The following is a 26564-nucleotide window of genomic DNA, read 5'->3' as shown; positions in this document are numbered from 1 at the left end:
CTCATGACACATCGAAGCGACAATTCCTATACCGTCGCATCGCCGCAATTGTCCTGCGATCTTCTCGTGGTAGGGGCGGGTGTTGTCGGACTATGGATCGCTCGGCTGGCGAAACAGGCGGGTCTCAAGGTCCTGGTTCTGGAGAAGCAGCAGGTGGGCGCCGGTGCCAGTGGCGGACTGCTGGGCGCATTGATGCCGCACATGCCTGAGCGCTGGAATCCCAAGAAACAGTTCCAGTTCGAGGCGCTCGCATGCCTGGGCGACGCGGTTCGCGAACTCGAAGACGAAACCGGCCTGACCTGTGGCTACCGCCGATGCGGACGCCTGCTGCCGCTTGTGAAACCGCATCATGCGGGACTGGCCGCCGAGCGGTCACTGAAAACCGAAACGGTCTGGCGAACGAGCGAAACCGGATTTTCGTGGCAGATCCTCGATACGCCATACGGGAGCGGCTGGCCCGATGTCGCCGCTATGCCGCACGGTCTGGTGCACGAGACCCTGGCGGCGCGCATCAGCCCGCGCCGCTATCTGGCGGCGTTGCGCGCGGCGGTCGGACAGGCGCTCATCGAGGGGGAGGGCTTTGAAAGCCTGGATGCCCAGACCGGTACGGTGCAGACGAGCACCGGCAGGACCATCACCGCCGGCCACACGGTCATCGCGGCCGGTTTCGAAAGCTTCGATATACTTGCCGCCATGCTGTCCCTTCCGGCTCCCAAGCTGGGCACCGCCGTCAAGGGACAGGCGGCATTGCTCAAGGCCGATGTGGACGGTGATCTGCCGCTGGTCTTCGTTGACGGTCTCTATGTCGTGCCGCATGAGGAGGGGACGGTCGCGGTGGGCAGCACCAGCGAGATGCAATTCGAAGATGCCCAGCATACGGATGGGCAGCTTGAGGCGCTGGTTGAGCGCGCCGGCGAACTGTGCCCGTCTCTCAAGAACGCCCCCGTTGTGGAGCGTTGGGCCGGCCTGCGGCCAAAGGCAATCGGGCGCGACCCGATGATCGGAGCGTTGCCGGGCGGGGCGGACCTTTCCGTCGCGACCGGCGGGTTCAAGATCACTTTCGGCATCGCGCACAAGATGGCGGCTTGCGCGCTCGAAGTGGTGTCGCGTGGCGGTTGCGACGCGTTGCCCGAGAGCTTCCGCATCGAGACGCATTTGCGAAAGGCCGCTTCAGAGCCCGGTTGACGGCGTTTCGTGATCGATATCGAGCTCGATCCTGTCGGCGGCGAAATATGTGTTGGAATATTCGACCCGCCGTCCGCCGACCTCCGCATTGATCGCCTCGGTGCGCAGCGCGATCGCGCCGGGAGAAAGCCTGAGATCCTCAAGTGTCTGCGGGTCCGCATGGTGCGCCGATATGCGGGTCGAGATGCGCACATAATCGTCGATCCCGAATGACTTCAGGACCGCGGTAATGGAACGTTGCTTCGCCAGTCGCTCCGCAAAGTCCGGAAAACGTGTTCCGTCGAACCAGCTGATGGCGCGCGAGAGCGGCACGTCATCGGCCGTCGAGACGCGCACCAGACGGACGACCGGAGCGCCGGGATCGAGCGCCAATGCCTGTGCGACCTGGGCGGAGGCGGTTTCCATGCGGCTTTCCTTGAGCGAACCCGACAAAGTGCGCGTCTGTCCGGCAAGACCCGCCGAAAATCGCGTGCGCCGCCCGATCGGATAGTGAAGCCGCTGATGCCCGGCAATGAAGGTCCCGCGGCCCTGCTCGACGCGCACGACGCCTTCGCGTGCCAGGGAGGCGATGGCGCTGCGCACGGTGTGGCGGTTGACCTCGAACCTTTTGGCGAGCGCCAACTCGCCGGGCAGCATGTCCGTGTCGCTGAATTCCCCATTGCTGATCGCAATGCGGATCTGATCGGCGATCTGTCGCCACAGCGAAATTCCACTGCGGCGTTCCACAAATTCCATGTCTGTTTCCGTTTTCTGTCACACGGCGGTCATCTTTGCGCTATAACCATAAAACCAAGATGTCTAGTTGTCTAGATAAATAGACAAATTAAAGGTAAATGAATCATGGCAGAGGCAACGCAACAGTTGCATGAGCAAGCGCCGGCCAATCCCGAACAGGCGGCGCGGCAACGGGCGATGGCGGTCCTGGCGCGGGCTTCCGGCAGTGAACTGGCCAAGGCATGGGACGCCTGGCCGGATCGTCCCGACGTCAGCCCGGTGCGCGGACCCGAAACCGGATTGGTGATGGTGCGCGGGCGCATCGGCGGTGGTGGCGCGCCGTTCAATTTCGGCGAGGCCACGGTGACACGGGCGACGGTCAAGCTCTCCACCGGCCATGTCGGGCACGCCTATGCGCTGGGCGCGGACAAGGACAAGGTTCGGCATGCGGCGATTTTTGATGCGCTGTGGCAGGATGATGCGACGCGTTCGGCCGTTGAGGACCAACTGGTCGCGCCGATCTGCAAGCGTCTGGATTCGGAAGACACAAGGCGCCGCGACGAGACAGCAGCCACGCGTGTGGATTTCTTCACCATGGTGCGGGGAGAAGACTGATGACCGCTCAGGCCACGCATTCCTCCGCATTCCAGGGCGGCTTCGCCAATCCCGTTTTTGACGGCCAGTCTGTTTTCCGGCAGGTCATGAACGCGCTGGCGCGCCCCGGAATGAAAACCGCATTCGATGGATTGACGGAGCCGCCGTCACCGTTGATCGCGACGGTCGGCAGCATTGCCGCGACCCTGTTCGATCACGACACGAAGATCTGGCTGGACCCGGTTCTGTCGCGCAATGAAGCGGTTGCCGGCTGGTTGACATTCCACACATCCGCGCCCATGACGCGACAGACCCTGGATGCCGACTTCGCGGTGTTGGCGGACGGAACGGCAATGCCGTCGCTCGAGAGCTTCGCACAAGGGACGCAGGAATATCCGGACCGGTCGACAACGCTGATCATCCAGATCGAGGCATTGGAGGGCGGGCGCGATTTGCGGCTCACCGGTCCCGGTATCAAGGATTTTCAAACGATCGCGCCACAGGGTCTGCCCGAACACTTCCTGGAGCAGTGGGCCGGCAACCGGTCGCGCTTTCCCCGAGGTGTCGACATCATCCTCGCCGCAGGTGAGGGGATTATCGGCCTGCCGCGCACGGTCAAGATAGAGATCGGGAGCTAGCGACATGTATGTAGCCGTAAAGGGCGGGGAAGCCGCCATCAGCAATGCGCATCAACTGCTCGCCGACCGCCGCCGCGGAGATCGTTCGGTGCCGGCCATGACGATCGAACAGATCGTCGAGCAGCTCGGTCTCGCCGTCGACCGGATCATGAGCGAGGGATCGCTCTATGACAAGGAACTCGCTGCCCTGGCCTTCAAACAGGCGCGGGGCGACATGATCGAGGCGATCTTCCTGCTGCGCGCCTATCGGACCACGCTGCCGCGCTTCGGTTATTCCAACCCGATCGATACCGGTGACATGCTGATCGAGCGCCGCATTTCAGCCACCTACAAGGATCTGCCCGGCGGTCAGCTGCTGGGCCCGACCTTCGATTACACTCACCGCCTGCTTGATCCGCAGTTGAAGGGCGACGAGGTGGTTGACGAGCCGCAGAGCCGCGATGCCGAGACCGGCCATACGCCGAGGGTGTCGGAAATCCTCGACCAGGAAGGGCTCATCGAGGGCGACGGCGAATTGCCGGACGATCACCGGACAGGCGATCTGACGCGCGAGCCCATGGAGTTTCCTATGACGCGCGACACACGCCTCCAGGCACTGTCGCGCGGCGATGAGGGTTTCCTGCTGGCGCTCGCCTATTCCACGCAGCGCGGCTACGCCCGAAGCCACCCCTTTGCGGGCGAAATCCGCATCGGCGAGGTCGAAGTGGAGATCGATGTTCCCGAACTTGGTTTTGCCGTCTCCATCGGACGCATCCGCGTGACCGAGTGCCAGATGGTCAACCAGTTCAAGGGATCGGCCAAGCCGCCGCCGCAATTCACGCGCGGCTACGGCCTCGTCTTCGGCCAGAGCGAGCGCAAGGCGATGTCCATGTCGATGGTCGACCGGACGTTGCGCGCCACGGAACTGGGCGAGGACCTGACGGCGCCGGCGCAGGACGAGGAATTCGTCATTTCCCATTCGGACAATGTTCAGGCGACCGGCTTCGTCGAACATTTGAAGCTGCCCCACTATGTGGATTTCCAGGCAGAGCTGGATCTGGTGCGCCGCATGCGCAGCGAGTTCGACGCACGCCAGGACGGTGCGGAAGAACAGGGCGACAATCTGGAGGCAGCCGAATGAACACCCACGCGCAATTGGCGACCTACAATTTCGCCTATCTCGACGAGCAGACGAAACGCATGATCCGCCGTGCGATCCTGAAGGCGATCGCCATTCCCGGCTACCAGGTGCCCTTCGCCAGCCGCGAAATGCCGATGCCCTATGGCTGGGGCACCGGCGGTGTCCAGGTCACGGCTTCCGTGCTCGGGCCGGACGACACGCTGAAGGTGATCGACCAGGGCGCCGACGACACCACCAACGCGGTCTCCATCCGTGCCTTCTTCCAGAAGGTGGCGAATGTCGCCGTGACCACCAGCACGGCGGAGGCAACGATTATCCAGACGCGTCACCGTATCCCGGAGGAAACGCTGAAGGAGGGGCAGATCCTCGTCTATCAGGTGCCGATCCCGGAGCCCCTGCGTTTCCTCGAGCCGCGCGAGACGGAAACCCGCAAGATGCATGCGCTGGAAGAATACGGCCTCATGCACGTCAAGCTCTATGAGGACATCGCCAAGAACGGCCACATCGCCACCACCTACGCCTATCCGGTCAAGGTCGAGGGGCGCTACGTCATGGACCCGTCGCCGACACCGAAATTCGACAATCCGAAGATGCACCGCTCCGAGGCGCTGCAGCTTTTCGGCGCCGGCCGCGAAAAGCGCATCTACGCGGTCCCGCCCTATACCGATGTCGTTAGTCTCGATTTCGAGGACCACCCGTTCGAGATTCAGAAATTTGACGAACCATGCGCTCTTTGCGGCGCGCGCAATGTTTATCTGGACGAGGTGATCCTGAATGACAAGGGCGGACGCATGTTCGTCTGTTCCGACACCGACCACTGCGAGAAACGCCGCGCGGAGGGCCATGTCGGTCACCTCGCGGGCGAAGCCCCGGAGACCGCACAATGAGTGATCATCCCCTCCTGCGCGTGAATGCCGTTACCAAGTTCTACGGCGCCCGTGTCGGTTGCCGTGACGTCTCCTTCGAACTGTGGCCGGGCGAAGTGCTGGCCGTGGTCGGCGAGTCCGGATCCGGCAAGACCACGCTGCTGAACGCGATTTCAACACGCCTTTTGCCGACATCCGGTACCGTGGAATACCGCATGCGTGACGGCCAGTTCCGGGATCTTTACCGCATGGGCGAGGCTGAACGCCGGTTTCTGATGCGCACCGATTGGGGCTTCGTGCATCAGAATCCGGCCGACGGTCTGCGCATGACCGTCTCCGCCGGCGCCAATGTCGGCGAGCGGCTCATGGCCATCGGCGACCGCCACTACGGCAATATCCGCGACACCGCCTCGCAATGGCTCGGCCGTGTCGAGATCGACACGGACCGCATCGACGATCAGCCGCGGGATTTTTCCGGCGGCATGCGCCAGCGTCTTCAGATTGCCCGCAACCTGGTGACCGGCCCGCGCCTCGTCTTCATGGACGAGCCGACCGGCGGCCTTGACGTCTCGGTCCAGGCCCGCCTGCTCGACCTGGTGCGCGGCCTTGTCAATGATCTCGGGCTTGCCGCCATCGTGGTCACCCACGACCTGGCCGTGGCGCGGCTTCTGTCTCACCGCATGATGGTGATGAAGGACGGCAACGTGATCGAACACGGCCTGACGGACCGGGTGCTCGACGATCCGCGCGAGCCCTACACGCAGTTGCTCGTCTCTTCGATTTTGCAGGTTTAGGAGATCTCCAAAATGGCTACACCGCTTGTTGTTTCCGAGGTCGCCAAGAGCTTCACCATGCATCTGCGCGACGGCATCCGCCTTCCGGTTGTCGAGAATGTCAGTTTTTCGGTGGCCGCCGGAGAATGCGCGGTCCTTGGCGGGCCGTCGGGCATCGGGAAAAGCTCCATTCTGAAAATGCTCTATGGAAACTATTCCGTGGATACCGGACAGGTGCTGATCACTCATAATGATGTGACGGTCGATATCGCCAGCGCCGATCCGCGTTCCGTCCTCACGATCCGCCGCGATGTTGTCGGCTATGTCAGCCAATTCCTGCGGACGGTTCCGCGCGTTGCCGCTGTGGATGTGGTGGCCGAGCCGCTTCTCGCAAAGGGCGTCGCGCATGAGGAAGCCCGCGATTGCGCCGGCGACCTGCTCGCGCGTCTCAACCTGCCGGAGCGTCTTTGGTCGCTGCCGCCGGCAACCTTTTCCGGCGGCGAGCAGCAGCGGGTCAATATCGCGCGCGGCTTCATCACGGATCATCCGCTTCTGCTTCTGGACGAGCCGACCGCATCGCTGGATGCGGCGAACCGGGCGGTTGTCGTCGATCTCATCCGCGCCAAAAAGGAGGCCGGCACGGCGCTGCTCGGCATCTTCCATGATCAGGACGTGCGCGAGGCCGTCGCCGACAGGATCATCGACGTGTCCCTGTTCAGTGCGCCCAAGGAAGCGGCGTAATGCAGAAGAACCTCTCGGAGCGGCCGTTCGTTCACGAGACGGCGGTGGTGCACAACTGCACGCTCGGTCGCTACACCGAGATCGATGAACGCTGTCACCTGGTCGAGTGCGAAATGGGCGACTATTCCTACGCCATACGCGAGACTGAGGCCTGGGCCGCGAGCATCGGCAAGTTCGTCAACATTGCCAGCCACGTGCGGATCAATGCGACGAACCATCCGACATGGCGCGCAACGCAGCACCACTTCACCTATCGTGCGGGCGACTATTTCGAGGGCGAGTCCCACGAGGAGGAGTTCTTCGAATGGCGCCGCGACAACCGTGTAACAATAGGCCACGACGTGTGGATCGGTCACGGTGCGATCCTGCTGCCGGGCGTCAGCGTCGGCAATGGCGCGGTGGTCGGCGCCGGCGCGGTCGTGTCGAAGGATGTGGCGCCCTACACCATCGTTGCGGGCGTGCCTGCAAAGCCTGTTCGAAGGCGTTTTTCGGAGGAAACGGCGGCCCGTATGGACGCGCTTGCATGGTGGGATTGGGAACACGGGCGGCTGCATTCCGCGCTGGCCGATTTCCGTTCCATGACCGCCGAGCAGTTTTTGGACGAATACGCGCAATAGACAACAAGCGCGTCACGGTATCTTCATATTCCTGCTGATGATTTCAGCGGTATTTTTGTGCTATTTCATATACATAGGAATTAAATATGCACAGATACTCAAGTTTCGAACTTTGTAATATTCGCGACACAAAAGTGTAATTTTACGGTCACGGACAGGCTCTACCGGTAACCCCAGAGAATAATCGGGAAAGCGACCTGGGGCTGGCGATGTTGAAGCTTGAGAATGTCACGAGAAGGTTCGGAGACTTTGCGGCCGTCGACAACGTCACGGTCACGATCCCGCAGGGTCAGATGGTCGGAGTTATCGGCCGCTCGGGCGCCGGCAAGTCGACGCTGCTGCGCATGCTCAACCGGCTGATCGATCCCAGTGGCGGTGTCATCCGCTTCAACGAGGTCCAGGTCTCGTCCCTTCAGGGCGCCGAACTGCGCCGCTGGCAGCGCGACTGTGCCATGATCTTCCAGCAGTTCAATCTCGTTCCGCGCCTTAACGTTCTCACCAATGTGCTGCTCGGGCGGCTCAACCACCGCTCCACCATGCTCAATCTCGTCGGCTCCTGGTCACGCGAAGAGCGGGCCATGGGCATCATGGCGCTGGAGCGCCTTGGCATTGCCCAGACCGCGCTGCAACGCGCCGGTACGCTCTCGGGTGGCCAGCAGCAGCGCGTCGCCATCGCACGGGCGCTCATGCAGCAGCCGAAAATGCTGCTTGCCGACGAGCCGATCGCCTCTCTCGACCCGCTGAATGCCCAGATCGTGATGGACTCGCTGAAAAGCATCAACCGGGAGGAAGGCATCACCGTCGTCACCAATCTGCATACGCTCGATACTGCGCGCACCTATTGCGAGCGTGTCATCGGCATGGCCGCGGGCAGGGTCGTGTTCGACGGACCGGCGAACGAACTGACCAGGGACGCGGTGCGCATGATCTACGGCGCGGACGGCGACGAACTGTCAGAAGAAATCACATCGACCAGCCTCGGCCAGCCGGACGGCGGCCGCGAGGAATCGCTGGGTCCCCTTGAACCGGCGGCTTGAGAACCGGGCAGGGACCATGATCGTTTTGCCCGCGTGAAGGGCCAACCGCAAAGACTGTTTTTGAGTTTGACTGGGATTAAGACAGGAGAAACCCCATGTTCAAGAAAACGCTTCTTGGTGCAGTCGCAGTGGCAGCCATGCTTGCAGGCACTGCACAGGCCGAAGATCTGAAAGTATTCCGCATCGGGATCCTCGGCGGCGAAAACGAAGCTGATCGGCTGCGCAACTTCCAGTGCATGGTCGAGCAGCTTCCGGCCGCCATCGGCGTCGAAAAGGTATCGCTCTTCCCGGCCGCCGACTATGACGGCGTCGTTCAGGGCCTGCTGGGCGGAACGCTCGACTATGCAGAACTCGGCGCATCCGGCTATGCCAAGGTTTACCTTGCCGACCCGAAGGCCGTTGAGCCGATCCTGACCACCATCCAGACCGACGGCTCGACCGGTTACTATGCCGTTATGGTCGCCCGCAAGGATTCCGGCATCAAGACGCTTGAAGACATGAAGGGCAAGAAGCTCGGCTTTGCCGACCCGGATTCGACGTCCGGCTTCCTGGTCCCGAGCGTTTCGCTTCCGAACGATGTCGGCACCAGCATCGACGAATATTTCGGTGAGACCGGCTTTGGCGGCGGCCACGAGAACCTCGTCCTCGAAGTGGTCAAGGGCAACTTCGATGCCGGCACCACCTGGTCTTCCGGCGTCGGCAAGTTCGAGGACGGCTACACATCCGGCAATCTGCGCAAGATGGTCGACAAGGGTATCCTCGACATGGGCGATCTCGTCCAGGTCTGGCAGTCACCGCAGATCCCGAACGGTCCGATCGTCGTGCGTTCCTCCATGGATACGGACATGAAGACCAAGTTCAAGGAATTCATGATGGCGCTTCCGGAAAAGGATCCCGAGTGCTTCAGCGCCATCCAGGGCGGCGATTACAAGGGTTTCACCGAAGTCGACGAGGAATTCTACAAAACCATCATCGCCGCGCGTAAGGCGAAGATCGGCAGCTAACCGGCTGAATCACAAAGCGTCGTGGCCCGCCTGCGGCCACGGCGCGTATTCGAACCTTTCTGGATTTTCAAGACATGAGCACCGCTGTTCCAAACGTTCAGCTTTCCGCCGAGGGCCGGCTTGTCGAGCGACACTGGCAGGAAATGCTGTTCAAGCGCCGCCTCTACACCTGGGGCGGGATATTCGGACTGGCGGTGATCCTTGCGGCCTCGCTTTGGTTCGCCAACGAGACCAATGCCGGCAAGTTCTTTGACCGGCTGCCGCATTTCTTTGACTTTATCGGCGATCTGATCCCGCGCTCCGGGGCCGAGATCTGGCGCGCCATGTTCGACCTTCCGTCGCCTTTCGCCGATGGAAGCCTGAAATACAATTATCCGGACGGCCGCTTCTATCTGACCGAGAACATCTATGTGCCCGAATATGTGTACAAGATGATCGAGACCATCAACATCGCCTTGGTCGCGACGCTGATCGGCTTCACCTTCGGTTTCCTGCTCTGCTTTCTGGCTGCCAAGAACCTGACGACCCGCCGCTGGCTGCGGTTCTTCGTGCGCCGTTTCATGGAGCTGCTGCGCGCTTTCCCGGAAATCGTCATCGCCGGCTTCTTCCTCGCCATTCTGTCCCTTGGGCCCATCCCTGCAGTCATCGCCGTCGCGATCCATACCATCGGCGCGCTCGGCAAGATGTTCTTCGAAGTGGTCGAGAATGCCGACATGCGCCCCGAGGAGGGCCTGCGCGCCTCCGGCGGCAACTGGGTGGAGCGGGTCTGGTTCGGCATTGTCCCGCAGGTCATGCCGAATTTCCTGTCCTATGCGCTGCTGCGCTTCGAGATCAATGTGCGCGCCTCCACCATCATCGGCGCGGTCGGCGGTGGCGGCATCGGCGAATCCCTGCGCCTGTCGATCAGCCGGGGTCACGAGGCCAAGACGCTGGCAATCATCATTCTTCTGTTTACGACGATCGTCGTCATCGATCAGATTTCCGCGCATCTGCGCAAGCGGCTCGTCGGCAATCAGGCATTTGAATTCGGTCGCGGAGGCTAGGCAATGAACAATTTATCCGCTTCCGCCGTCGATGAAATTGCCGCGCGCCACCACGCGGTCTTCAACCGGCCGTTCATCGAACGCTGGCGCGCGCCGCTGATCGGCGTCGTCGTCATCGCCTATCTGTTTTTTGCCTGGTCGCTGTTTGGCATCGGAGAAGCCTTCAGGAACGGCAACTGGAACATTGCCGGCAACTATCTTGCGGACTGGGTGAGCTACGAGGCGCGCCCGGACATCGAATATGACGGGGATTACCTCGACGTCGAATTCCCGCGGTTCTCGCCGCTCGGCAAGGATCCCGATCCTGCCTGGATCAGCAAGACCACCGAGACCGTTCAGCGCGAGGTCGTCGTCAATGCGGGCGCGGGCATCGGCACCGAAACGAGCACACAATCGAAGGTGAACAGCTTCATGGTTCCCGGTGCGCCGGGCACGCAGGAGGGCGGTGCTGACTCCGGTTCGACCGCGAACAGCTTCATGTCGCCCGGCACCGAAAAGCCTGCGGAAGCGGAACAGCCCGCACCGGAAACGAAGACGGTTTCGGAAACCGTCGTAACCCGTGTCGATGTCGAGATCGGCTCGGCCAGGATCGAGATCGTGCCGCGGCAGGTCAGCGTCGACTATGGCGGCGAGACGCTGTTGATCGACATCGTGCCCGACGAGTCCGTATCGGCGCGCGGCGAATTGCCCGCATGGGCGAGCCAGCGCGATGCCGGCGGCGATATCCTGATGAATTTCGGCTTTGCCGGCACGGTCGAGGTCGAGAGCGACGAGGTCAAGGTCCGCCACCGCTTCCTGGGCTGGGAGAATTTCTGGTTCGACACCAATTCCCCCTTCTGGGGCAAGAGTTTCTCGCAAGTCGCCGGGCTGGTCTTTTCCGGCGAGCGCATCGATCCGGACATGTCCAACGCGGCCCTTGCCTGGAACAACATCCTCTACAATGCCGAATGGCAGCATGCCGATGTCTGGATCAAGCTCCTGCAGACCATTGTCATGGCCTTTGTCGGCACGCTGTTCGCGACCTTGCTTGCCTTTCCGCTGGCCTTCATCGCGGCCCGCAACATCACGCCGAGCTGGCTGGCCAACCAGTTCATCAAGCGGGCCTTCGACTTCCTGCGCTGCGTCGACATGCTCATTTGGGCGCTGTTTTTCACGCGCGCCTTTGGCCCTGGACCGCTGGCCGGGATCTCGGCGATCTTCTTTACCGACACCGGCACGCTCGGAAAGCTCTATTCCGAGGCGCTGGAGAACATTGACGACCGCCAGCGCGAGGGTATCCGTTCCGTCGGCGCCGCGCCGGTGCTGGTGCAGCGCTACGGCGTCGTGCCCCAGGTGCTTCCCGTCTTTGCCAGCCAGTCGCTCTATTTCTGGGAATCGAACACGCGTTCCGCCACGATTATCGGCGCGGTCGGCGCCGGCGGCATCGGCTTGAAACTCTGGGAAGCCATGCGTACCAATGCCGACTGGGAGAATGTCGCCTATATGGTGGTGTTGATCCTGGCGACGGTGTTTATCTTTGACAATATCTCCAATGCGATCCGCAGCAGGCTCATCGGGCGCGATCGAACGGAAGACTGAGGCAGGACCTCTGATATTGTTGTCGCACAGTTGTGCTATTAGGTCGGGCAAGCGCGATGGGCGATTCCGGCGATTGGGAGATAATGGAATGCGGTACGCGATATATTTTGCTCCGCCATTGAACGATCCGCTGACCCGGGTGGCGACGAACTGGCTGGGGCGCAATGCCTTTACCGACGAGACCGTCGAGGCGCCGGCGATCACCGGCTTGAACGATGCCGAGATCGCCTTCCATACGGCTGCGCCACGGCGCTATGGCTTCCATGGAACGATGAAGGCGCCGTTCCAGCTTGCGGCGGATGTCAGCGAAACCGAACTGGTTGCCGCATTGACGGCCTTCTCCACGACCGTGCGTTCCTTCGAGATACCGCAATTGTCCATCGCGCGCCTCGGCGCTTTCTTTGCGCTGGTACCGACGGAGCCGGCAGCTGATCTGAACGATCTGGCCGGGCGTTGCGTGCGCGAATTCGATCGCTTCCGCGCGCCTTTGAGCGAGGCCGAGATCGAGCGGCGCGCGCCGCAGAATTTAACGCCCGCACAACTGGCGAATCTGCAGCGCTGGGGCTATCCTTACGTTTTCGACGAGTTCCGTTTCCACATGACCCTGACCGGCCCGGTGGGAGCGAGCGACGCGCCACGGGTGGAACAGGCGTTGCACGCCTTTTTCGATCCGGTGCTGAGCGAGCCCGTCGAGGTCCGCAATATCGCATTGTTCACCGAGGCCGAAAGCGGTGCGCCGTTCCAGGTCCATTCCCTGTTTCCGTTGACCGCCGGCGAGCAGCGCCGGTCGGCTTAGAATTGACAGAGATCGCAGGAAAAGATGTCTGAGTTAATACTGAAGAACGCCAGGATTGTTTTGACGGACGAAATCGTCGAGGGCACGGTTGTCGTGCGCGACGGTCGGATTGTCGATATTGGCGGCGCCACCGCGGTGCCGTCCGCCGATGACATGGAAGGCGACTATGTCATTCCGGGTCTCGTCGAACTGCATACCGACCACCTCGAAGGCCATTATGCGCCGCGCCCGAAAGTCCGCTGGAACCCGTTCGCCGCCGTGCTGGCCCACGACGCGCAAATCTGCTCGTCCGGCATCACGACGGTTTTCGATGCGTTGCGCATCGGCATGGACGAGGATGCGGACCTTTCGGCCGGCGACATGCGTCAACTGGCCGATGCCATTGACGACGGATGCCGCAACGACCGTCTGCGGGCCGATCACTTCCTGCATCTGCGTTGCGAGGTTTCGGCGGCGGACTGCCTTGACGGCTTCCGGGTATTCGATGGCGACGACCGTGTGCGGCTCGCATCGCTGATGGATCATTCGCCGGGTCAGCGCCAGTTCCGCAATATCGAGGCCTACAGCACCTATTATCAGGGCAAGCTGAAGATGTCCGATGCGGATTTCAAGGCCTTCTGCGCCAAGCGGATTGCCGATTCGGAAGCCAATTCCGACCGCAACCGCAAGGCCATCTCCGAGGCCTGCAAGGAGCGCGGCATCGTGCTCGCGAGCCATGACGACGCGACGCTCGAACATGTCGACGAGGCGATCGAGCAAGGCATCGAGGTGGCCGAGTTTCCGACCACATTCGAGGCCGCCAAGGCCTCCAAGGAGGCCGGCCTTGCCGTGCTGATGGGCGCGCCCAATGTTGTGCGCGGCGGCTCCCATTCCGGAAACATCGCCGCTCAGGAACTTGCCGAGAACGGTCTTCTGGACATCCTGTCCTCCGACTATATCCCGTTCAGCCTGATCCAGTCGGCATTCGGTCTTGGTGAGCGCGTCGACAGTATCAGCCTGCCGCAGGCCATTTGCATGGTCTCGAGAAACCCGGCGGCGTCCTGCGGACTTGATGATCGGGGCGAGATCGCCATCGGCAAGCGCGGGGACCTGGTGCGCGTCAGCGTTGACCATCACGTGCCGATTGTCCGCACGGTCTGGCGCGAAGGCCGGCGGGTCGCTTAGGGATGTCCATGGCCGAATCGCTCGAAGGCAGGCCCGCTGACCTGCCGGTCGAAGGCGGCGCCTTTGTCGCGGTTGTCGGCCCGAGCGGTGCCGGCAAGGACACGCTCATGAACTTCGCCCGCGATGCCTTGGCTGGCCGCGAGGACGTGTTTTTCGTCCGCCGGGTCATAACCCGGCCGGCGGACGGGGCGACGGAAGACCACATTCCGGCGACCGCCGAAGCGTTCGAAGCGCAATTGAAGCAGGGCAAATTCGCCTTCCACTGGCCGGCGCATGGGCTGAAATACGGTCTTCCGGTCGAGATCGATACGCGCATCCGCGCCGGCCATTGCGCCGTGTGCAACGGCTCGCGCGCCGCCCTGCAGGGTCTCGGCGAGCGCTACGCGAATTTCACCGTCATCAACATCACCGCATCGCCCGATGTGCTGGCCGGCAGGCTGGCCCTGCGGGGCCGCGAGAGCGAGGACGAGATCCTCAGACGTCTCGCGCGCAGCGCCAATCTCAAGGTCGATTGGCCGGGCGCCATTGTCGTCGACAACAGCGGCGACGTCGAAACGGCGGGCAGGGCGCTTGTCGCGGCGATACTCGAAGCATCCGCAAAATCGTCGGAAACCTGACAACCAAGATTTTTGGTCGATTTGTGTTATTGCAATTGTCCGGTCGAATCGGCTGGACGGTGAGCAACATTGCATGGTCGATGGCATTCCGGAGAGCGGATGACAGGATTGGAAGACAAATTCTCGACACTACGGGCCGTGCTTTGGACGCTTCTCGCGGCCCTTGTCTTCACGCTGATTTTCGCCTCGGGAAAATTCGTTGGCGCCGAAGTCGATGCGGTACAGATCGTCTTCATGCGCTACCTCGGTGCAGCCGTCGTGATCGGCGCGGCGGTGCTGTGGATCCATCGCGGCTTCGCGCCGGTGCGAAGCGATGTTCCGGGTCTCCACCTGGCCCGGGCCGTCAGCGGCGTTTCCGGCGAAATCTGCATCATATCCGCGCCCTTGTTCATGGCCTATGAGGATGCGACGTCCATTTCGCTGACCAACGGTGTCATCGCCATGCTGCTCGCCATCGTTCTGTTGAAGGAGCGCGCCGGTCCGATGCACTGGTTCGCGGCGATGACCTGTCTTCTCGGCGCGATACTGATCGTGCGCTCGCAGGCCGAGAGCGCCGCCGCCGGATCCAATATGCTGGGGATCGGGATTGCCGTGTCGGGTGCGGTTCTGTCGGGAGCGGAGCTTTTCTTCATCAAGCTGCTGACCGGGCGCGAGCGCCCGATGGTGATCATGCTCTACGTCAATGTCCTGGCGGTGATCATGCTCGCCGTGCCGGCGCTCCTTTTATGGAGGCCCATGCATGGCGCCGATCTGGTCTGGCTTCTGTCGATCGGCCCGCTGGCGCTTTTCGGTCAGTATTGCTGGATCCGGGCTTTCCAGAATGCCGATGCTGTCATTGTCGTTCCCGTCGGCTACGCCGCCATACCGTTTTCGGCGATCCTCGGCATTGTCGCCTTTCACCAGGGCCTCGGCGCGGTTCAGGTTACGGGCGCCATGCTTGTGCTCGCCGGCGGCGTTCTCCTGGCACGACTTCCGGCGACGCGGGAAACGGCTGCCGGAGCTGAATAAAGCGAACCGATGGCGGCGGCACCATCCGCGCCGTCCCGCAGACCTTCGCCTGTGAAACAGTTTCAATAATTGCTGGGGGTGTAGAGCGTCGAGTTTTCGCGGCGGTGGTGCTACCGTTGCATCAGATATGAGGAGCTGTTGCGGTGACGAATTATCCGCGCGACATGATCGGCTACGGCCGCAATACACCGGATCCGAAATGGCCCGGCGGCGCCAATGTGGCCGTGCAGTTCGTGATCAATTACGAAGAGGGCGGCGAAAACAACATCCTTCACGGCGATGCCGGGTCGGAAGCCTTCCTGTCGGAAATTGTCGGCGCGGCCTCCTGGCCCGGCCAGCGCCACATGAATATGGAGTCCATCTACGAATATGGCTCCCGCGCCGGTTTCTGGCGCCTTTGGCGCATGTTCACGAGCCGGCAGATGCCGGTCACCGTTTACGGCGTTGCCACAGCGTTGGAGCGTAACCCCGAGGCCGTCGCCGGCATGAAGGAAGCCGGCTGGGAGATCGCCTCGCACGGCCTCAAATGGATTGAATACCGCGACTTCAGCCGTGAAGAGGAGGCCGAGCACATGCGCGAGGCCATCCGCATTCACACCGAGGTGACGGGCGAACGTCCGCTTGGCTGGTATACCGGGCGCAGCTCGGTCAACACGATCGATCTGTCGATCGAGGAGGGCGGTTTCCTCTATACCTCCGATGCCTATGCGGACGATCTGCCCTATTGGGTGGAAGGCCCGAACGGTCCGCACCTGATCATTCCCTATACGCTCGATGCCAATGACATGCGCTTTGCAACGCCGCAGGGTTTCAACAGCGGCGACCAGTTCTTTGCCTATCTCAAGGACAGCTTCGATGTCCTCTATGCCGAGGGGGAGGCCGGCGCGCCGAAAATGATGTCTGTCGGGCTTCACTGCCGTCTGGTCGGACGGCCCGGCAGGGCGGCTGCGCTGGCCCGCTTCCTCGATTATGTGGCGTCCCGTGAAAATGTCTGGGTGCCGCGCCGCATCGACATCGCGCGCCACTGGCACGAACATCACAAACCCGCCGGAGGCGATCGATGACGGCACGCAGCGCTTTCATTGCCCGGTGCGGCGGTGTCTTCGAGCATTCCCCGTGGATTGCCGAACGGGCTTTCGATTCCGGCGCCGTATATGACCCGTTGCGGGCCGGGGCCGTGCACGCTGCGCTCTGCGCGATCTTCCGGCAGGCAAGCCGTGACGAGCGCCGTGACGTGCTGCTTGCCCACCCGGACCTCGCCGGCAAGCTGGCGGTCGCCGGTGAGCTCACCGAGGATTCGAAGAACGAGCAGGCGGGTGCCGGCCTCGACAGGCTCAGCGCCGAGGAGCACGCGGAATTCACCCGCCTCAACACCGATTACATGAGCCGTTTCGGCTTTCCCTTCATCATTGCCGTCAAGGGTTTGGGCAAGGACGACATCCTTGCCGACTTCCGTGAACGCATTTCCAACAGCGAAGAAGAAGAGTTTCAGACCGCCTGTGCGCAGGTCGAGAAGATCGCCCGGCTGAGGCTCGAATCGATATTGCCGGAGTAGGATATGAACGAAATCGTCAAATCGTCCGATCTGGGCACCGACATGCCCGAATTCACCAATGGCGCAATCAATCTTGCGTCTGCGCGCCTGGGAGCCAGGGCCCTCTATTCCACGGACGAGTTCTTCGCGCCGCTGGAACGGATGCTGTCGGACGAACCGGCTGTGTTCATCCCCGACAAATATGACGACAACGGCAAGTGGATGGATGGCTGGGAATCGCGTCGCAAGCGCGTTGCCGGACACGATTGGGGCGTCATCAAGCTGGCGATGCCAGGGCGCATTTTCGGCTTCGATATCGACACCAGCCACTTCACCGGCAACTACGCGCCGCAGGCGAGCATTGAAGCCATCTTCATGGAGGATGGCGATCCGGACGATCAGTCCGACTGGGTTGAAATCCTCGGCAAGACCGATCTGGGTCCCGGACAGCATCAGTTCCGCACAATCGACGATGAAGCGATGCGGGGCCGCGTATGGACCCATTTGCGCCTGCACATCTATCCGGATGGCGGCGTTGCGCGGCTGCGCGTCTACGGGGCCGCCCATTTCGACTGGGACAAGGTCGAGGCGGATCAGGACGTCGATCTTGCCTATGTGTTCCACGGCGGGCGGGCGCTGGCCTGGTCCGACGCCCATTTCGGCGCGCCTGAACGGCTTTTGGGCCCCGGCCGCGGCGTCAATATGGGCGATGGCTGGGAGACCGCACGCCGCCGGGGTCCGGGCTATGACTGGTCGGTCCTCAAGCTTGGCCATGCCGGCAGCGTCAGCCGGGTCGTCGTCGACACGGCGCATTTCAAGGGCAACTTCCCCGACACGTGCGATCTGCTCGGCGCCTATCTGCCGGATCATTCCGGCGGTTTCGACGAGGCCGAGATCGCGGCATCCGAGAACTGGACGCCGATCCTGTCGGGCGAGAAACTGCAGATGGACCACATCCACGAATACGGCGCGGACGCGATCGAGAACAACGGACCGTTCACCCATGTGCGCTTCAACATCCGACCGGATGGCGGTGTCAGCCGGCTGCGCATTTACGGCAACAAGGCCTGACATGGGCGAAGCGCTGACCGTCCAGCCGCTCAGTCGCGAGGCCTTTGCGCCATTCGGGAACGTTCTCGAAACCGATGGCGCCGAACTGCGCATGATCAATGAAGGCACGACGGAACGGTTTCATGCGCTCGCCCGGGCCGAACTCATTGCCGACGGTGCGGCGATCATCAGCATTTTCCGCGGCCAGCCGCGCGCGTTCCCCTATTCGGTGACGATGATGGAGCGCCACCCGCTGGGCAGCCAGGCCTTTTTTCCGCTCGACAACCGGCCCTGGCTGGTGATCGCGGCCGAGGATGAAGAGGGCAGGCCGGGCAGGCCGCAGGCCTTTCTCGCCGATGGCCGCCAGGGCGTGAACTACCGCGCCAATGTCTGGCATCACCCGCTGATGGCGCTTGGGCAGACCAGTTCGTTTCTCGTGGTCGATCGGGACGGCGAGGGCGTCAATCTTGAAGAATGGTCCTATCCGGCCCCCTATGTGATCGCGGCCGCGACTGGATGAAAGTGTGAAGGAAAAACCATGGCCGACAGTGGACGCTTGACCACCCATGTTCTCGATACCGGCTCCGGCAATCCGGCGGCCGGCCTTTCCATCGACCTTTATGCGCTGAACGGAGAGACGCGCACGCTCATAAAGTCGGTCACGACCAATGATGACGGTCGCTGCGACGCGCCATTGTTGTCAGGCGATGCATTTTCAGCCGGACAATATGAACTCGTCTTTCACGCCGGCGACTATCTGAGGCAAAGCGGCGTCGCGCTGCCGGATCCCGCGTTCCTGGATGTCATTCCGATCCGCTTCGGCATTGCCGATGCCGGAGCGCATTACCATGTGCCGCTGCTGATCTCGCCCTACGGTTATTCGACCTATCGCGGCAGTTGACCGGCAAAGCGAAAAACGAAAACCCGCCACGACTTCAAGGTCTTGGCGAGTTTTTCTTCTGTATGAAATCGAACGCCTAAAGCGTGCTCTTAGCCGGCTCACCCGCTATATAGGTCTCGACGATGGCGCGGTCGTCGCCCAGTGTCTGCAGCAGGAACAGCTCTTCCGTCAGCTTGGTGACGGCTTCCATTTTCAGAGCCATGGCCGGCGTCGCGGCGGCATTCAGCACGACGATATCGGCTTCGCGGCCCGGCTCCAGCGCGCCGATCTTGTCCTCAAGGCAGAGCGCCCGGGCATTGCCGAGCGTGATGCGGTAGAAGCTTTCCAGCGGCGTCATGCGCTGGCCCTGGAGCTGCAGCACCTTGTAGCCCTCGTCGATGGTGCGCAGCATGGAATAGTTGGTGCCGCCGCCGACATCGGTGGCCACCGCGATGCGCACCGGTTTCGAGCGCTCGTCCAGCGTCTTCAGATCGAACAGACCGCTGCCGAGGAAAAGGTTCGAGGTTGGGCAGAACACCGCGACGGAGCCGGTTTCCGACATGACGTCGGCCTCGCGCTCGCTCAGATGGATCGAGTGGCCGAAGAGGCTTGTCGGCCCGAGCATCCCGTAGCGCTCATAGACATCGGTGTAGTCCTTGGCCCAGGGATAGAGTTCCTTGGTGAATTCGATCTCGGCCTTGTTCTCCGAAAGATGCGTCTGCATGTGCAGGTCCGGATGCTCACGCATCAGCGTTCCCGCCATCTCCATCTGCTCCGGTGTCGAGGTGATGGCGAAGCGCGGGGTGATGGCGACAAGCTGCCTTCCGTTGCCGTGCCAGTCGGCAATCACCGCCTTTGTGTCGTCATAGCCGGTCTGCGGTGTGTCCAGAAGCCCCGGCGGCGCGTTGCGGTCCATCATCACCTTGCCGGCGACCATGCGCATGTTGCGCCTGTGACTTTCGGTGAAGAAGGCATCGGCCGATGTCTTGTGCACCGAGCAATAGGTGACGGCGGTGGTGGTGCCGTGGCGCACCAGTTCGTCGAAATAGGCGGTGGCGATGCGCGCGGCATGGGCAGCGTCGGAGAACCGTTGTTCCTCGACGAATGTGTAATTGTTCAGCCATTCGAGCAGCGCGGCGGCATAGGAGCCGATCACCTGCATCTGCGGGAAGTGGATATGGGCGTCGATGAAGCCGGGCATGATGAGGTGCGGCCGGTGGTCGGTCTCGATCGCATCGGCAGGCGCCTGCGACTTGACGGCATCGTAGCCACCCGCCGCGACGATGTGGCCGTTTTCCATCAGGACGGCGCCGTCTTCCTCATAGGTGTAGGAGCCCGTATCGTCGATGCTCTTCGGCGCGTCCTTGAAGGAGAGCAGCCGCCCCCTGATCAGTCTTGCGGTCACTTAATTCTGCTCCGGTCTGGCGGCGATCGCGCTTTCGAACCATGCAACAAGCATGGCGCGCTCTGCGGGATCGATCTGGGTTATATTTGCAGGCGGCATGGCGTGGCTGCGGCCGGCCTGCAGATAGATGTCGCGTGCATTCGCTGCGATTTCGGCGTCGCTCTCCAACAGGACGCCCTTCGGCGGAGCGATGATCCCCTCCCACACCGGTTCCTGAGCGTGGCACATGGAACAGCGCGACAGGACAATCTCCCGTGCATCGTCGAAATGCACATTGGCCGCAAAACGCTCGAAGGCCGGCGCGACCGCCGCATTTTCTTCCTCACCGTCGCCGGTGAGAACCTTCGGGACCGTCGACAGCCAGATGATGGCAATAAACAGGATCACGGTCGCCAGCCATGTCCAGGTCGGGTTGCCCTTGCGTGCGTGGCGCGTGTTGAACCAGTGGCGGATGGTGACGCCCATCAGGAAGACCAGCGATGCGATCACCCAGTTGAACTCCGTCGCGAAGGCCAGCGGATAGTGGTTCGACAGCATCAGGAAGATCACCGGCAGTGTGAGATAGTTGTTGTGCGTCGAGCGCTGCTTGGCGATCTGGCCGTATTTGGGGTCTGGCTTGCGGCCGGCGATCAGGTCGGCGACCACGATCTTCTGGTTCGGAATGATGATCATGAAGACATTGGCCGACATGACCGTCGCCGTGAAGGCGCCGAGATGCAGGAACGCCGCTCGTCCGGTAAAGAGGTGCGTGTAGCCCCAGGCCATGGCGACGAGCACGACATAGAGGAAGATCATCAGGCCCGTATCGCTCTTGCCGAGGAACATCTTGCACGCGAAGTCATAGACCAGCCATCCGAAGGCCAGCGAGGCGATGGAAATCAGGATGGCGACGGGGGCCGAAATATCGAGCACCGCCGGATCGACAAGATAAAGATCGGCGCCCGCGTAATAGACGATAGCCATTAATGCGAAGCCGGAAATCCACGTCATGTAGGATTCCCACTTGAACCAGGTCAGGTGCTCCGGCATTTCCGCCGGCGCCACAAGGTACTTCTGGATGTGGTAGAAGCCGCCGCCGTGAACCTGCCATTCCTCGCCATAGGCCCCCTCGGGCAGTCCGGCCCGTTGCCGCAGTCCAAGGTCCAGCGCAATGAAATAAAAGGACGAACCGATCCACGCGATCGCGGTGATCACGTGCAGCCAGCGCGCGGCAAAGGACAGCCAGTCCCAGGCAATGGCGAAATCGTACATCGAGTATTCCCCTGTCGTTTGCCGTATTCTGACCTCGGCGGGCCTTGAAAAAAAGCCGCAACTCGCCGGATGACTTTCAAAATTTTCTAAATAATCCTAGGATCAAACCATGTCTTATTTTGAAAATATCAAGGTCTTTTTGCGGGTTGTCGAGCTCGGTAATCTGTCGGCGGCGGGCCGCGATCTGCGCATTTCACCCGCGGTTGCCAGCAATCGGGTCAAGGAGCTGGAAAAATATCTTGGCGTGCGGCTCTTCAACCGCACCACCCGGCAACTGACGCCCACTGAACACGGCAAGATATTCTATCGCGGCGCCGGCCGCATTATTCAGGCGGTCGAGGACGCTGAGGCATCGATCGCCTCGGTTTCCGGTCAGCCGAAAGGCGTCATCCGCGTAACGGCGCCGCTCGGGTTCGGCCGTCGCTTCATAGCCTCCGGAATTCCGGAGTTTCACGAGCAATATCCGGACATCGAAGTGCGCCTGCGCCTGTCGGACCACAATGTCGACATCCTGAAGGAGAGTATCGATCTCGCCTTTCGCCTCGGCGTGATCGAGGATTCGTCCCTGCGCATGCGCGGCATCATGGATTGCGAACGGGTGTTGTGCGCGTCGCCGGATTACATCGGCAAGGCAGGCACGCCGCAGACCATCGAAGATCTGTTGAAGGACGACCACAACTGCCTGCTCCTGCGCTTTCCCGGTTCCAGCGAATTCGTCTGGTCGCTGCAGACGCCGGAGGGCGTGCGCAAGGTCGAGGTCAGCGGCGTCTTCGATTCCGACGACGGCGATGTGCTGATGGAATGGGCGCTGGCCGGCCACGGCATCGTCAACAAGCCGCGCTTCGAGGTCCAGCGCTTCATCAATTCGGGCCAGCTTGTGACCGTCCTGCCGGACAATCCGCCGGTGCCGGCAAAGCTGGCGGTGATCTTTCCGCACAAGGATTTCCAGGACCCGAAGCTGCGCCTCTTCATCGATTTCATGGCGGCGCGCTGCCAGAAGATGATCCGCGCGGCGCTTCAGTAGCGGCTATCCCGTTTCTCTCGAAACGCAACGCAAAAAAAACGGTTGCGCGCAAAGCCGTCATGCTGCCAAGTCGAGCCGGGGCGATTCCGAAACCCGAGCGAACAAATCAGCAGCATGGAACTTTCGCAAGATCACAGCGCCCGGTTGGACGACATCCTCAGATGGCGGCGGGACGTGCGACACTTCAATACCCGCCCGGTCGAGCCCGATGTGCTGGCCCGGATCGAGGCTTCCGTCGACTTTGCCCCGTCCGTCGGCAATAGCCGTCCATGGCGCGTTGTTCGCGTGATGGATGAAGATAAACGCCGCGCCGTATGCGACTCTTTCGAAAGGGAAAACCTGGCTGCCAGCCGCGCCTACCGGGACGACACGCGCTGCGAATATCTTGCGCTGAAACTGGCCGGTCTGCGCGAGGCGCCGGTGCATTACGCTTTCTTTTGCGATCCCGATCCCGCGGAGGGCCGCGGGCTCGGCCGCCGGACCATGCCGCAAACACTGGCCTATTCGACGGTGATGGCGATCCATACGCTGTGGCTGGCCGCCCGCGCGCGTAATATCGGCGTCGGCTGGGTCTCGATCCTCAACCCGGCGATCATGAACGAGACGCTGGAGGTCCCGTGTGAATGGACTTTCATTGCTTATTTGTGCGTCGGCTATCCGGTGGAGCGCCGCGATGTGCCGGAGCTGCACATGCGCGGCTGGCAGGAGAACTGCTCCACCGTGTGGATCGATCGTTAGAAGGGGGAATTGATATGGCGTTTGCCGCGATCATATTCGACTGCGACGGCGTGCTGGTTGATTCCGAAATCATCTACTACAGGGTCGAGCGCGAACACCTGTCGCGCATCGGCCTCGAATATGACCCGGTCGAATATCAGCGCCGTTTCATGGGGCTCAATGCAGCCGATTATCTCGCCGAGATCGACCGCGATCTTCGGGCAAGGAAGGGCGTGCCGCTGCCCGCGGATTTCGGGCGCGCCCTGCGCGAGGATGCCATCGCCCGCCTGAAAACGCAGGTTCGGGCAATTGACGGCATAGAAGACGTGATCGCCGGCTTTGACGGTCCACAGGCGGTCGCCACGTCCAGCGCTCCCGATACGCTGGAGATCAAGCTGGGCGTCACTGACCTCAGGCGCCATTTCGACCCGCATGTCTATCATGCCGGGCAGGTGGCGCATGGCAAACCGGCGCCCGATCTCTTCCTGATGGCGGCGCAAAAGCTTGGCGCGGACCCCGCCGGCTGCCTGGTGATCGAGGACAGTGCCAACGGCGTGCGCGCCGGCCGCGCCGCCGGCATGACGGTCTGGGGCTTCACCGGCGGCGGTCATGCCGATGACGGGTTGGCGGAAAGGTTGCGCGAGGCCGGCGCGCATGACGTGTTTTCGAGCCACGCTGACGTTCGGAAATCACTCTGACACTTACAGCGCCTCGGCAGTGCGTTGTTTAAGCGACATCGTTCGCTGAGATCGCACACGCTCCAGGCAGATTGTGTAGTCATTTTGTGCGATCGGACCGCCCGAATCCTCGTTTGCCGTATCAGCCGTAACAGGCCGGCTTGAGGCAAGGCACCAGGTCTTCGGTCCGGAGCAGGGCGGACCGGTCAGAACAGCTCCCGTTCGAACAGCTTTTTCGCCATCACGCCGACACGTTCCTCCACGGCTTCAAGCGCGTTGAGGATCATGTCCTCACGGAAGCGCCGTCCGACGACCTGAACCGCGACCGGCATCCCGTCATGGACTGACGATGACACGATCCCCGCGGGAAAGCCCATATAGTTGATGGCAAATGACCAGATGCCGCATCCGAGCACGTCCATGATGCCGTCCTTGCCATCCGCGTCGCGATTCCACGAATAGGTCGGTGACGGCAGGAAGGGGGTCAAAACCATCGGGTATTGCTCAAGCAAAAGGTTCCATTGGCGTATGAAATGGGAACGCCTTGCCATCTGGCGCAACAGTTCATCTTTTTCAAACGGCGGGAAGAGTTCGAAATACTCATCGAACATCCGGTTGATTTCGGTGCTGCCGTGCTTGCGGATATCGTCCAGCATCAGAACACTGATCTCGCCCATCAACGCCCGGTAGCCCGTTTCGCCGATTTCGCAGATATCGGGCGTCTCCACCTCAACGACCTCATAGCCCGCGTCCGTCAGGCAATCGCGAGCCGTTTCCAGCGCCGTGACGATCGCCGGATGTGTCTCGAACCGGTAGGTATTTCTTGTGAAGGCGACTTTTACGGGCCCTTCCAGGGCCGGACCATCAAAGGGCACAGGCACCTGCCACGGATCGTGCGGGTCATATGCGATGGCGGACCGCATGGCGAGGCGCACGTCGCGCACCTCGCGGCAGATCACCCCTTGTACCGACATGAGTTGCGCGAGCAGGCCACGCTCCGCCTTCTGTGAAGGATTCCAGGCCGGCGTGCGGCCGAGCCCCGGCTTGACTGTGACTGCCCCGGTGGCGGCGGACGGAAACCGCAAAGAACCGCCGATATCGTTTCCATGGGCGATCGGACCCATGCCGCTCATGACGGCGCTCGAAGCGCCACCGGACGATCCGCCGGAAGACGCCCAGTCGTTCCATGGATTCAACGTGCGCCCGTGCAGTTCGTTGGTGGTCGTTGCACGAAACGAGAATTCCGGCGTGTTCGTGCGGCCGATGACGATGGCGCCATCCCTGGTCAGGTTCTTGACGATCGGCGCGTCATCAGGCGCGATGACATCCGCGAACGCCTTGACGCCGTTCGGTGTTGTCTTGCCCTTCTGGTCCACATTTTCCTTTATGGTGACCGGCACGCCGTGCAATGGGCCGACCGGCCCGGTGCTTTCAAAAACGCTGTCGAGTTCGCGCGCCCGGGCAATGGCTTCGTCGCCAAGGTCATCAACCACCGCATTGAGATGGCCGTTGACGGCCCGCATGCGATCCACCGTTTCCGTCACGACATCTTCAGCCGTTAGCTCGCGGCTTGCAATGCGTTGCGCGACTGTGTCCGCGCTCATTTGCCAAAGGGGTGTATTCGTCATGCGCAGAGCCTTTTTTCAGCCGGCATATCCGCCTTGCCGGCCGCCCGTGGAGTCCAAATCCATCATGTTGGTATTAGAGCAGGTGGTTGCCGACAGCAACGCAGGATCGCTGACGGATCGACAATGCAGCCGGCAAGACTGTCATTGCGGTCGCTTCGCGGTATATGATCGGTGCGGGCGAGGGTTCCGTGCCGATAGCACGGCCGGCTTCGCCGTTATTCGGTCATCACACCCAGCTGACAGGGAGGCAAGGCAGTGAGCGACGGCAAGGTAACAATCGAACAGCGCGAAAACGGGCCGCTTGTGGTCAAGAATCTCGGAGACCTGCGCCTTGCTGATGGCACGGCGGCCGAATGCAAGCCCGTGATGGCATTGTGTCGGTGCGGCGGTTCTTCGAACAAGCCGTTCTGCGACGGAACGCACAAGGAGATCGGCTTCGAAAGCGCTGAGTCGAATGTGACGGACAAGGACAAGGTCCGGGCCTATCAGGGCAAGGACGTCACCATCTATTACAGCCCGCTCCTGTGCTCCCATGCCGGCGAGTGCGGACGCCATGCGGCATCCGTCTTCAACACCAGGCAGAAGCCCTGGATACAGCCGGACAATGGAAGCCTTGAGGAGATCCGCGAGGTCATGCGGGCCTGCCCGTCCGGCGCGCTGCGCTACAGCGAGACCGGCGGCGCGGGCGAACTTGTCTCCGAGGAGGCCGTCAGCGTCACGGTCGAAAAGGATGGTCCCTACCGGGTCTGCAACATTCCAGTCGAGGCGGGCTACTGGGCCGAAGGGCAGTCGGAAAAGAAGTACGTCTTGTGCCGCTGCGGCAAATCCGCCAACAAGCCCTTCTGCGATGGAACGCACTCGGACGAGGGCTGGAGCGACGGCGAATAGGGTGGATGCAGCAGG

29 protein-coding genes are annotated in these 26564 nt (G+C 61.8%); 25 read left to right on the top strand and 4 right to left on the bottom strand.

Going from position 1 to position 26564, the window contains the following annotated elements; all coding sequences use genetic code 11:
* The first annotated feature begins 3 nt into the window (after positions 1-3).
* Positions 4-1185 carry an NAD(P)/FAD-dependent oxidoreductase gene (locus tag OOZ53_RS12130; RefSeq protein ID WP_271089826.1) on the top strand — a complete coding sequence of 394 codons (1182 nt, stop codon included), beginning with the start codon at positions 4-6 and terminating at the stop codon, positions 1183-1185.
* On the opposite strand, the gene phnF is transcribed toward OOZ53_RS12130, so the two are convergent.
* Positions 1171-1920, bottom strand: coding sequence for a phosphonate metabolism transcriptional regulator PhnF (phnF, locus tag OOZ53_RS12125; RefSeq protein ID WP_271089825.1), 750 nt, complete (start codon positions 1918-1920; stop codon positions 1171-1173). The two genes, OOZ53_RS12130 and phnF, sit on opposite strands and share 15 nt — an antisense overlap.
* A gap of 105 nt (positions 1921-2025) precedes the next feature.
* Here phnF and phnG point away from each other — a divergent pair, with 105 nt between their 5' ends.
* The 20 genes from phnG to uraH all read left to right on the top strand — a co-directional run bounded on the left by phnG (position 2026) and on the right by uraH (position 18980).
* Complete coding sequence (gene phnG, locus OOZ53_RS12120) at positions 2026-2514, top strand: phosphonate C-P lyase system protein PhnG (protein ID WP_271089824.1); 489 nt, start codon at positions 2026-2028, stop codon at positions 2512-2514.
* Positions 2514-3131 (top strand): phosphonate C-P lyase system protein PhnH, encoded by a 618-nt coding sequence (gene phnH, locus OOZ53_RS12115; RefSeq protein ID WP_271089823.1) that lies wholly within the window; start codon positions 2514-2516, stop codon positions 3129-3131. Before phnG ends, phnH begins: the two co-directional genes overlap by 1 nt.
* Positions 3132-3135: 4 nt before the next feature.
* Complete coding sequence (locus tag OOZ53_RS12110) at positions 3136-4251, top strand: carbon-phosphorus lyase complex subunit (RefSeq protein ID WP_271089822.1); 1116 nt, start codon at positions 3136-3138, stop codon at positions 4249-4251.
* Positions 4248-5138 (top strand): alpha-D-ribose 1-methylphosphonate 5-phosphate C-P-lyase PhnJ, encoded by an 891-nt coding sequence (locus OOZ53_RS12105; protein ID WP_271089821.1) that lies wholly within the window; start codon positions 4248-4250, stop codon positions 5136-5138. The genes OOZ53_RS12110 and OOZ53_RS12105 overlap by 4 nt, the downstream gene beginning before the upstream one ends.
* The gene (gene phnK / locus OOZ53_RS12100; protein ID WP_271089820.1) at positions 5135-5911 is read left to right on the top strand and encodes a phosphonate C-P lyase system protein PhnK; all 777 of its coding nucleotides are present in this window, start codon (positions 5135-5137) and stop codon (positions 5909-5911) included. The genes OOZ53_RS12105 and phnK overlap by 4 nt, the downstream gene beginning before the upstream one ends.
* A 12-nt stretch (positions 5912-5923) precedes the next feature.
* Positions 5924-6631, top strand: coding sequence for a phosphonate C-P lyase system protein PhnL (gene phnL / locus OOZ53_RS12095; RefSeq protein ID WP_271089819.1), 708 nt, complete (start codon positions 5924-5926; stop codon positions 6629-6631).
* A complete protein-coding gene (locus OOZ53_RS12090; protein WP_271089818.1) occupies positions 6631-7248 on the top strand; it encodes a DapH/DapD/GlmU-related protein in 618 nt (205 codons plus the stop codon). The genes phnL and OOZ53_RS12090 overlap by 1 nt, the downstream gene beginning before the upstream one ends.
* Before the next feature lie 209 nt (positions 7249-7457).
* The gene (gene phnC / locus OOZ53_RS12085) at positions 7458-8285 is read left to right on the top strand and encodes a phosphonate ABC transporter ATP-binding protein (RefSeq protein ID WP_271089817.1); all 828 of its coding nucleotides are present in this window, start codon (positions 7458-7460) and stop codon (positions 8283-8285) included.
* Between the two features lie 95 nt (positions 8286-8380).
* Positions 8381-9289: a phosphonate ABC transporter substrate-binding protein gene (phnD, locus tag OOZ53_RS12080; protein ID WP_271089816.1), complete on the top strand. Its 909-nt coding sequence runs from the start codon at positions 8381-8383 to the stop codon at positions 9287-9289.
* Positions 9290-9363: 74 nt separating this feature from the next.
* On the top strand, positions 9364-10332 hold the full coding sequence (gene phnE, locus OOZ53_RS12075) for a phosphonate ABC transporter, permease protein PhnE (protein ID WP_271089815.1): 969 nt from the start codon (positions 9364-9366) through the stop codon (positions 10330-10332).
* A 3-nt stretch (positions 10333-10335) separates the two neighbouring features.
* Positions 10336-11910 carry a phosphonate ABC transporter, permease protein PhnE gene (gene phnE, locus OOZ53_RS12070; RefSeq protein ID WP_271089814.1) on the top strand — a complete coding sequence of 525 codons (1575 nt, stop codon included), beginning with the start codon at positions 10336-10338 and terminating at the stop codon, positions 11908-11910.
* An 88-nt stretch (positions 11911-11998) separates the two neighbouring features.
* Entirely contained in the window at positions 11999-12706 is a 708-nt protein-coding gene (locus OOZ53_RS12065; RefSeq protein ID WP_271089813.1) for a DUF1045 domain-containing protein, read from the top strand.
* Between the two features lie 24 nt (positions 12707-12730).
* A complete protein-coding gene (locus tag OOZ53_RS12060) occupies positions 12731-13870 on the top strand; it encodes an alpha-D-ribose 1-methylphosphonate 5-triphosphate diphosphatase (protein WP_271089812.1) in 1140 nt (379 codons plus the stop codon).
* 8 nt (positions 13871-13878) lie between these two features.
* On the top strand, positions 13879-14487 hold the full coding sequence (gene phnN / locus OOZ53_RS12055) for a phosphonate metabolism protein/1,5-bisphosphokinase (PRPP-forming) PhnN (RefSeq protein ID WP_271089811.1): 609 nt from the start codon (positions 13879-13881) through the stop codon (positions 14485-14487).
* A gap of 99 nt (positions 14488-14586) precedes the next feature.
* Entirely contained in the window at positions 14587-15495 is a 909-nt protein-coding gene (locus tag OOZ53_RS12050) for a DMT family transporter (RefSeq protein ID WP_271089810.1), read from the top strand.
* Between the two features lie 143 nt (positions 15496-15638).
* Entirely contained in the window at positions 15639-16559 is a 921-nt protein-coding gene (puuE, locus tag OOZ53_RS12045) for an allantoinase PuuE (RefSeq protein WP_271089809.1), read from the top strand.
* Positions 16556-17050 carry a 2-oxo-4-hydroxy-4-carboxy-5-ureidoimidazoline decarboxylase gene (gene uraD / locus OOZ53_RS12040; RefSeq protein ID WP_271089808.1) on the top strand — a complete coding sequence of 165 codons (495 nt, stop codon included), beginning with the start codon at positions 16556-16558 and terminating at the stop codon, positions 17048-17050. Before puuE ends, uraD begins: the two co-directional genes overlap by 4 nt.
* A gap of 3 nt (positions 17051-17053) precedes the next feature.
* Positions 17054-18100, top strand: coding sequence for an allantoicase (alc, locus tag OOZ53_RS12035; protein WP_271089807.1), 1047 nt, complete (start codon positions 17054-17056; stop codon positions 18098-18100).
* 1 nt (position 18101) lies between these two features.
* The gene (locus OOZ53_RS12030; RefSeq protein ID WP_271089805.1) at positions 18102-18599 is read left to right on the top strand and encodes an ureidoglycolate lyase; all 498 of its coding nucleotides are present in this window, start codon (positions 18102-18104) and stop codon (positions 18597-18599) included.
* Positions 18600-18617: 18 nt separating this feature from the next.
* A complete protein-coding gene (gene uraH / locus OOZ53_RS12025; protein WP_271089804.1) occupies positions 18618-18980 on the top strand; it encodes a hydroxyisourate hydrolase in 363 nt (120 codons plus the stop codon).
* Positions 18981-19056: 76 nt separating this feature from the next.
* Here uraH and guaD read toward each other — a convergent pair whose 3' ends face one another.
* Together guaD and OOZ53_RS12015 are read right to left on the bottom strand one after the other, a co-directional pair.
* The gene (gene guaD, locus OOZ53_RS12020) at positions 19057-20364 is read right to left on the bottom strand and encodes a guanine deaminase (RefSeq protein WP_271089803.1); all 1308 of its coding nucleotides are present in this window, start codon (positions 20362-20364) and stop codon (positions 19057-19059) included.
* On the bottom strand, positions 20365-21615 hold the full coding sequence (locus OOZ53_RS12015) for a urate hydroxylase PuuD (RefSeq protein WP_271089802.1): 1251 nt from the start codon (positions 21613-21615) through the stop codon (positions 20365-20367).
* A 109-nt stretch (positions 21616-21724) separates the two neighbouring features.
* Here OOZ53_RS12015 and OOZ53_RS12010 point away from each other — a divergent pair, with 109 nt between their 5' ends.
* The 3 genes from OOZ53_RS12010 (at position 21725) to OOZ53_RS12000 (ending at position 24054) form a co-directional block, all read left to right on the top strand.
* Positions 21725-22639, top strand: a complete 915-nt coding sequence (locus tag OOZ53_RS12010; protein WP_271089801.1) for a LysR family transcriptional regulator — start codon at positions 21725-21727, stop codon at positions 22637-22639.
* Between the two features lie 114 nt (positions 22640-22753).
* Positions 22754-23377: a 5,6-dimethylbenzimidazole synthase gene (gene bluB, locus OOZ53_RS12005; RefSeq protein WP_271089800.1), complete on the top strand. Its 624-nt coding sequence runs from the start codon at positions 22754-22756 to the stop codon at positions 23375-23377.
* A gap of 14 nt (positions 23378-23391) precedes the next feature.
* Positions 23392-24054: an HAD family hydrolase gene (locus OOZ53_RS12000; protein WP_271089799.1), complete on the top strand. Its 663-nt coding sequence runs from the start codon at positions 23392-23394 to the stop codon at positions 24052-24054.
* A 185-nt stretch (positions 24055-24239) separates the two neighbouring features.
* On the opposite strand, the gene OOZ53_RS11995 is transcribed toward OOZ53_RS12000, so the two are convergent.
* Entirely contained in the window at positions 24240-25661 is a 1422-nt protein-coding gene (locus OOZ53_RS11995) for an amidase family protein (RefSeq protein ID WP_271089798.1), read from the bottom strand.
* A 255-nt stretch (positions 25662-25916) separates the two neighbouring features.
* On the opposite strand from OOZ53_RS11995, the gene OOZ53_RS11990 reads away from it, so the two are divergent.
* The gene (locus tag OOZ53_RS11990) at positions 25917-26549 is read left to right on the top strand and encodes a CDGSH iron-sulfur domain-containing protein (RefSeq protein WP_271089797.1); all 633 of its coding nucleotides are present in this window, start codon (positions 25917-25919) and stop codon (positions 26547-26549) included.
* Positions 26550-26564: the final 15 nt, after the last annotated feature.

Source organism: Allohoeflea poritis (assembly GCF_027889715.1).
GTDB classification, from domain to species: Bacteria; Pseudomonadota; Alphaproteobacteria; order Rhizobiales; family Rhizobiaceae; genus Hoeflea_A; species Hoeflea_A poritis.
The sequence above is the reverse complement of the archived record's forward strand: the minus strand, read 5'-3'. Positions and strand labels throughout refer to the sequence as shown.